At 60.7% G+C, this 6,137-nt stretch carries 8 protein-coding genes; 2 read left to right on the top strand and 6 right to left on the bottom strand.

The genetic code is table 11. The features are described from left to right. A partial coding sequence (locus OQK_RS32100; protein ID WP_443216341.1) for a hypothetical protein occupies positions 1-105 on the top strand: 105 nt, incomplete at its 5' end. Positions 106-159: 54 nt separating this feature from the next. Here the strand turns inward: OQK_RS32100 and OQK_RS21980 are convergent. The 3 genes from OQK_RS21980 to OQK_RS21970 are packed head-to-tail and all read right to left on the bottom strand — an operon-like array spanning position 160 to position 2,047. Beyond that, a complete protein-coding gene (locus OQK_RS21980) occupies positions 160-972 on the bottom strand; it encodes a DUF3618 domain-containing protein (RefSeq protein ID WP_016774297.1) in 813 nt (270 codons plus the stop codon). Beyond that, positions 969-1,397: a phage holin family protein gene (locus tag OQK_RS21975; protein WP_016774296.1), complete on the bottom strand. Its 429-nt coding sequence runs from the start codon at positions 1,395-1,397 to the stop codon at positions 969-971. Before OQK_RS21975 ends, OQK_RS21980 begins: the two co-directional genes overlap by 4 nt. Next, on the bottom strand, positions 1,397-2,047 hold the full coding sequence (locus OQK_RS21970) for a hypothetical protein (protein WP_016774295.1): 651 nt from the start codon (positions 2,045-2,047) through the stop codon (positions 1,397-1,399). Before OQK_RS21970 ends, OQK_RS21975 begins: the two co-directional genes overlap by 1 nt. Before the next feature lie 299 nt (positions 2,048-2,346). Between OQK_RS21970 and OQK_RS21965 the strand changes: the two genes are divergently transcribed. Then, positions 2,347-4,203, top strand: coding sequence for an ABC transporter ATP-binding protein (locus OQK_RS21965; protein WP_016774294.1), 1,857 nt, complete (start codon positions 2,347-2,349; stop codon positions 4,201-4,203). A 39-nt stretch (positions 4,204-4,242) separates the two neighbouring features. Here the strand turns inward: OQK_RS21965 and OQK_RS21960 are convergent, their stop codons facing one another. The 3 genes from OQK_RS21960 to OQK_RS21950 form a co-directional block, all read right to left on the bottom strand. Next, complete coding sequence (locus OQK_RS21960; protein ID WP_016774293.1) at positions 4,243-5,388, bottom strand: ATP-binding protein; 1,146 nt, start codon at positions 5,386-5,388, stop codon at positions 4,243-4,245. 179 nt (positions 5,389-5,567) lie between these two features. After that, on the bottom strand, positions 5,568-5,909 hold the full coding sequence (locus tag OQK_RS21955; protein ID WP_016774292.1) for an antibiotic biosynthesis monooxygenase family protein: 342 nt from the start codon (positions 5,907-5,909) through the stop codon (positions 5,568-5,570). A 28-nt stretch (positions 5,910-5,937) separates the two neighbouring features. Continuing rightward, on the bottom strand, positions 5,938-6,137 hold a 200-nt coding region (locus OQK_RS21950; protein WP_038861545.1), incomplete at its 5' end, for a zinc-binding dehydrogenase.

The raw sequence follows: 6,137 nt of genomic DNA, 5'->3' as shown, positions 1-6,137 counted from the left end.
GAGAATACCCACGGGTTTGAACTGGTCGTGGATGGCGCGATTGAAGCGTGCGCGCAGACGTTGGTCGAATATTTGAAAGGCCTGCAGAATGAGGTATCGACCTGACCCGCAGTCCAATAAAAAGGGAGGCCCATTGCAGGCCTCCCTTGTTTTTCACCATCAAGAAGTACCCAACCCCTGTGACAAATCGGAAGACGAAGGCCGCGCCGTTTCCGGCTTGGTCTCCACTTCGGTTTGTTCAGTGGTTCGAGTCACCGTGTCACGCACTGCTTCATACCCTTCCTGAGCTTTCTGCTTGGCCTTGTCGACCATGCCAGCGCTGGTACGGCCCATGTAGCGCTGTTCAGTGGAGGTAGTCGGCAACGCCGCGCCGAGCAATGCACCGAGCGCAACCCCAGCGGCAGCCACCATCAGCGGTTGCTCCTTGAGCATGTGGCTGAATTGCTGGCCAAGCACTTGCGAATTACGCGACAGTCGATCACTGGCGTCATGCATCGCATGGCTCAGATTTTCCTTCGCCGCACCGACGTTTTCCCCGAGGTGGCTGGCCTTGCCTTTCAGCGTCTGGTAGCCGTCCTTCAGTGAGTCAGTGGTCGAATGCAAATGCGCGCGGGCGCTGTCGATGCCGTCGGCCAAACCGTCGGCCCACTCGCCGGCCTTGTCCTGATCCGGCCCGCTGCGATAGGTCGGTTGCGGCACTGGCGGGCGATTCTGGCTGATCATCAGCCAGAGCAGCCCCACGGAAGTCAGCACCGCAGGTACCGGGTTATTGCGCACGCTGGTGCCGAGGTTGGTGAAGAACGTCGAGCCGTTGCTCTGCATCATTCCCCAGGCCTGATCGATCATTTGCCCGGGAGTGAATTTGCTCTCGAGTTGATCGACGATGTTGCCGATGCTCGCGCGTTGCGCATCGATTTCGCGCTCGATCTGCTCCGGGCTTTTTTCCGCTTCGATATCCAGTTCGCTTTTCATGAGACTTTCCTCCGCAGCGCTTCCTGATCCTTGTTGAAGGCGTCGAGGGTGCGATCAGGTTTGAAGTGAGATGGCTCGAATTGCTTCTTCCCGGATTGCAGCATGGCGAAGCCAATGATCATCACCACCACGCCGACGATCAGCGCGGCCAGCCATGGCGCCATGAACATACTCAGGCCGTACACCGCCGACATCAGCAGAATGATGAAGCCGGCGAGGAACACGATCGCACCACCGGCAACCGCGCCGATGCCCGCCTTCAGCGTGCTGAGGCTGTTCTGCAGTTCGGCTTTGGCCAATGCCAGCTCCTTGGTGAACAACGCTGGAACTTCACGGGACAGTTGCCGCAACAGACCGACCACCGAAGCATCATCCGTTTGGCCGAGGGGCCTTGCCCCGCTCAGATCAGATTCATCTCTGTTCATCACAGTTCTCCTTTGGCGTCGGGTGCGTGCGGTACGGAAGCCGCGGCAAAATCAGCGGGGTGATCGCTGTCACTGGGTGAGGTCGGAGTGATGCCGGTGGCCAGTCCCGGATTAGCGTGGGTCGACGGCGGCATTGACGATTCATAAGGCCGCTGCGCGCCGTAATCGGCTGGCGGTGGCGTCGATGTCGTGCCCGCCGCCGGATCATGCTCGGCGCTGACCGTCGCTGCTGCGGCCGTGCCGGCTTTGAGAAACCGCGACAGGCCGAAACCGATGGCGATGCTGCCGGCGATGAATAGCCCCGGATTGCTGCGCGCCAGATCCGCCGCATCGTGCAGCAACTGCTCGGCACTCTTGCCGCGCAGGTTGCCCGCCAGCCCGGTCATGGAATCCGCCATGTCCGTCAGGTAGTCGGACATGCCCAGCGTGTCCTTGTCCTGCAACTCCGAGACGAAGCTCTTCGCCCCTTGGGCCAGTGCTTCTATCTGTTCGGCCGCGGTGTCGCGGTACTGTCCGAATTGCGCGTCGGCCTGTTGCCGCGCGCCGCCAATTGCTTCGTTGACGTCGTCCTTCAAATGTTCAAAAGCCTGTCCAGGCTTGCTGTTCGGATCACCTGATTCAAAGCCTGCCCTGCTGTCTTGAGTATTCATGTGGCCCCTCGCGTTCTGACTTGAAAACGGAAAAACGGGACTACACGGCAACATTGCCTCGAGCCCCCACATAGAAGATGACGGAGCAGCTTGCGCGAGAGTTCAAAGAGGTTGATGAGCGTGCCGTGTCAGGTCTGCATCAGCGACGAAAGGTTGCGCTTGGCACGATTGCGTTGAGCTTCTGCGCCTGGCTGCGGTCAAGACAAGGCACACGGATTCGTCCTGATGACTACAGTGAACCCCGCAACGCCGCCGATAGATGGCAGAATCCCCACACCCTGATCACTTCGGAGACCGCAATGCTTCGCCTGTTTGAACAAAGGCTCGACCCCTTCCCGCCCGACGAGGCGCCGCCACCGCCAGTCGGCCTGATGCGCTTCTTGTGGGCGTGCACCCGGGGCGCGCGCGGCTACATTCTGGCCTTCGCCCTGCTCAGCGCCAGCGTGTCGATCTACGAGGCATGGCTGTTTTCGTTCCTCGGGCAAGTGGTGGACCTGCTCTCGACCTGGCAATCCGGCGGCGCTGCCGGTGATGAGGAAAGCCGCGTGTTGTGGGGCATCGGCATCGTGCTGGTGGTCAGCATCGGCCTGGTGGCGCTGCGTACGATGGTCCAACACCAGATCCTTGCGATCAATCTGCCGCTGCGCCTGCGCTGGGACTTTCACCGGTTGATGCTGCGGCAAAGTCTGTCGTTCTTCTCCGACGAGTTCTCCGGCCGGGTGACGACCAAGGTCATGCAGACTGCGTTGTCGGTGCGCGAGGTGCTGTTCACCTTGATCGAAATCCTCCCCGGCATTGGCGTGTACTTCATCGCGATCATTGCGCTGGCCGGTGGCTTTGCGCTGAAGCTGATGCTGCCGTTTCTGGCGTGGATCGTTCTGTTCGGGCTGGCGATGGTGTATTTCGTCCCGCGTCTGGGCAAGGTCGGCCAGGAACAGGCCGATGCGCGCTCGTCGATGACCGGGCGGATTGCCGATGCCTACACCAACATCACCACGGTCAAACTGTTCTCGCACTCCAAGCGTGAAGCGCACTTTGCCCGTGCAGCGATGGAAGATTTCAAGCTCACCGGATTTCGCCAGATGCGGCTGGTCAGTCAGTTCGAAATCGTCAATCAGGCGCTGGTGGTGGCGTTGATTCTCGGCGCCGGCGGTTACGCGCTGTGGCTGTGGCATCAGGGCGAAGTCGGCACCGGCGCCGTCGCGGCGATCACCGCCATGGCATTGCGCATCAACGGCATGTCGCACTGGATCATGTGGCAGATGACTTCGCTGTTCGAAAACATCGGCACCGTGCAGGACGGCATGGCCACCCTGACCAGCGGCCCGAAAGTCCAGGATGCGCCGGATGCCAAAGTGCTGGAGCCGGCCGGCGGCGAAGTGGTTTTCGACAATGTCAGCTTCAACTACAACGGCGAACGCCAGGTGCTCGACGGCTTGACCCTGCACATTCGCCCCGGCGAAAAAATCGGCCTGGTCGGCCGCTCAGGTGCGGGCAAGTCGACGCTGATCAACCTGCTGCTGCGCTTCTACGACGTTGATCGCGGCGAGATCCGCATCGATGGGCAGAACATCGCCGAGGTGACTCAGGACAGTCTGCGTAGCGTGATCGGCATGGTCACCCAGGACACGTCGCTGTTGCACCGTTCGATCCGCGACAACATTGCCTACGGTCGCCCGGACGCCACCGACGAAGACATCCATCGCGCGGCAGTGAACGCTCAGGCCGATGGTTTTATCAGCCAGTTGAGCGACAAGCAGGGCCACAGCGGTTACGACACGCTGGTCGGCGAACGCGGTATCAAGCTCTCCGGCGGGCAGCGACAACGCATCGCCATCGCCCGGGTGATGCTGAAGAACGCACCGATCCTGTTGCTCGACGAAGCCACCAGCGCACTGGATTCCGAGGTTGAAGTCGCGATTCAGGAAAGCCTCGATGAAATGATGCAGGGCAAAACCGTGATCGCCATCGCCCACCGCTTGTCGACCATTGCGGCCATGGACCGGCTGATCGTCATGGACGAAGGCCGCATCATCGAACAAGGCACCCACGCGCAATTGCTCGAGAAGAACGGCACCTATGCGCGGCTGTGGCAGCACCAGAGCGGCGGGTTCCTCGGTGAGGACCGGGGTTTGGTTGAGGTGATGGAGGAGTGATCAGGCTGGAGGGCCGGGGCCGGCCCTCCATCGATTGGCCTAGATGGTGACGGGGCTTTCGGTATTAACCGGAAGCTTTACGCGAAACACGGTTCCGCCTTCCAGGTCAGAGCTGACCTCGATCGAGCCGGCATGCGAGGCGACGATTTCCGAAGCGATAAACAGGCCTAGACCGAGCCCGGCAACCGGCCCGTGATCAACCACGGAGCGCTGCGAGAAGCGCCCCATCGGGTTGAAGATGAACGGCAACACATCTTCCGGAATTGGCTCCCCGCCGTTGTGCACCGTGAACACCGCGCAATCCTCCCGCGCTTCCAGTGCAACCGTAACCGGAAACTGATTATCGCCGTGGGTCACCGCATTGCTGATGATGTTGGAAAACACCTGTTCCATCCTGGCGCCATCGAACGCTCCCATCACCGCTTCCGTCGCATCGAACCGAACGTTGGCCTGCGGATGAAAGGCGCGGATTTCCTCGATCACCCGCTCGCACACAGGGCTGAGATCGATCAGGGATTTTTTCACCGGAATCCCCGGCCCCATCTGGCAGCGCGTCAGATCCAGCAGGTCGCCCACGATCTGGCTGGCGCGCTGCACGCTGGCGTAGATCTGCCTGGCCACTTTGCCGGTGCGCGGGTCGGTGGCTTCGGTACGACGCAACATATCCGCACCGAGCAGAATCGCCCCCAGCGGCGTGCGCAAGTCATGGCCGAGAATCCCCAGAAACACGTTGCGCGACGCCTCGACGGCGCGCGAGTAGCTGGCAATCGACTCGGCCAGCGCCTGGTCGATGGCTTCGTGAAAGCGTGTCATATCGTCGACATTCACCGATTTGCCATCCTTGACCTGACGCAGCCACTGGCTCAGCACACTGGTGCGCAGCGCGCGGTATTCCGACACCATCTGGTCGATGGTAAAACCGGCCATCAGCCGCGTCACCGCGTGGGTTTCCGCAGCTGTTTCTTCATCGTCGCGCGGCGCCTGGCCCTGGGCTTTGGCGATTTGTTCGCTCATGGTCTGCTTGGTCCGCAGATCGATGACGATGGCGCGCAACATCTGCTCGGCGTGATCGCGCAGCGCAGCGTTATCGAGTTCCGCACCCGGCGTCTCGATGGTGCGGGCGAAATCTTCCCAGGCCTGCAGGATCGGCTCTAGGTTTTCGAGAATGAAATCTGGCAGGCGCATGGCTGTAGTCCATAGAGGAAATCCATCTGCGCCGACAGGCGCGCCGGCGCAGACAGTAAAAGAACGAACTCAGGAGTACAGAAGGTACGGCTGACCTCGTGCAGCCTACCATCATTGCAGTGGTTCAACGCGGGGGGAAAATCGGCAGCAGCCGCTTGTGACGAAAGCCATCAGAACACTCAACTCCCTGTGCTTGAGCTGCTGCCCGCAACGCTCAAGTCGCCACCCGGAAAAGCACCACCCTCAATGTGATAGACCCTCGGTTCTGCCGAAAAGTAATCCTCCAGCCCCAGCATGAACCGCTGGTGGTCTTCGCTTTCTTCAAACCCCGGCGAGTGATCCTCAAGCGATTGCCAGCGCACGATCAAATTGAATTGCTCGGGGGTTTCAATACCTTGCGCCAGCAAGTGGCCGCCATATCCCTTGGCGCGGGTGAGCAACGGTTCGACTTCGGCAAATGCGCGTCGGAAGGCTTCAGTCTGATGCGGGTGAACGGGCAGCACAGCGATCTCGTAAACCATGATGTTTCTCCAAAATCAGTAAGCGGATTCAGGCGATGAGCGAAGGCTCGACGGCGATGGCGATTTTTCCCAGCAGACCGTTGTTGGCGCTCTCCAGTCGGGCGTGGGCGAGCGGGATGTCGGCGAGGGAATAGACCGCGCCAACGTGGGGCCGCAACTGGCCGCGCTCGACCAACGCGCTCAATTCATCGAGTTTGCCGCGATTCTGCCGGGTGAAGACGAAGTGGT

The organism is Pseudomonas sp. R62, assembly GCF_000257605.1.
Taxonomy (GTDB): domain Bacteria; phylum Pseudomonadota; class Gammaproteobacteria; order Pseudomonadales; family Pseudomonadaceae; genus Aquipseudomonas; species Aquipseudomonas atacamensis.
This window is presented reverse-complemented; position numbering and strand designations above follow the sequence as displayed.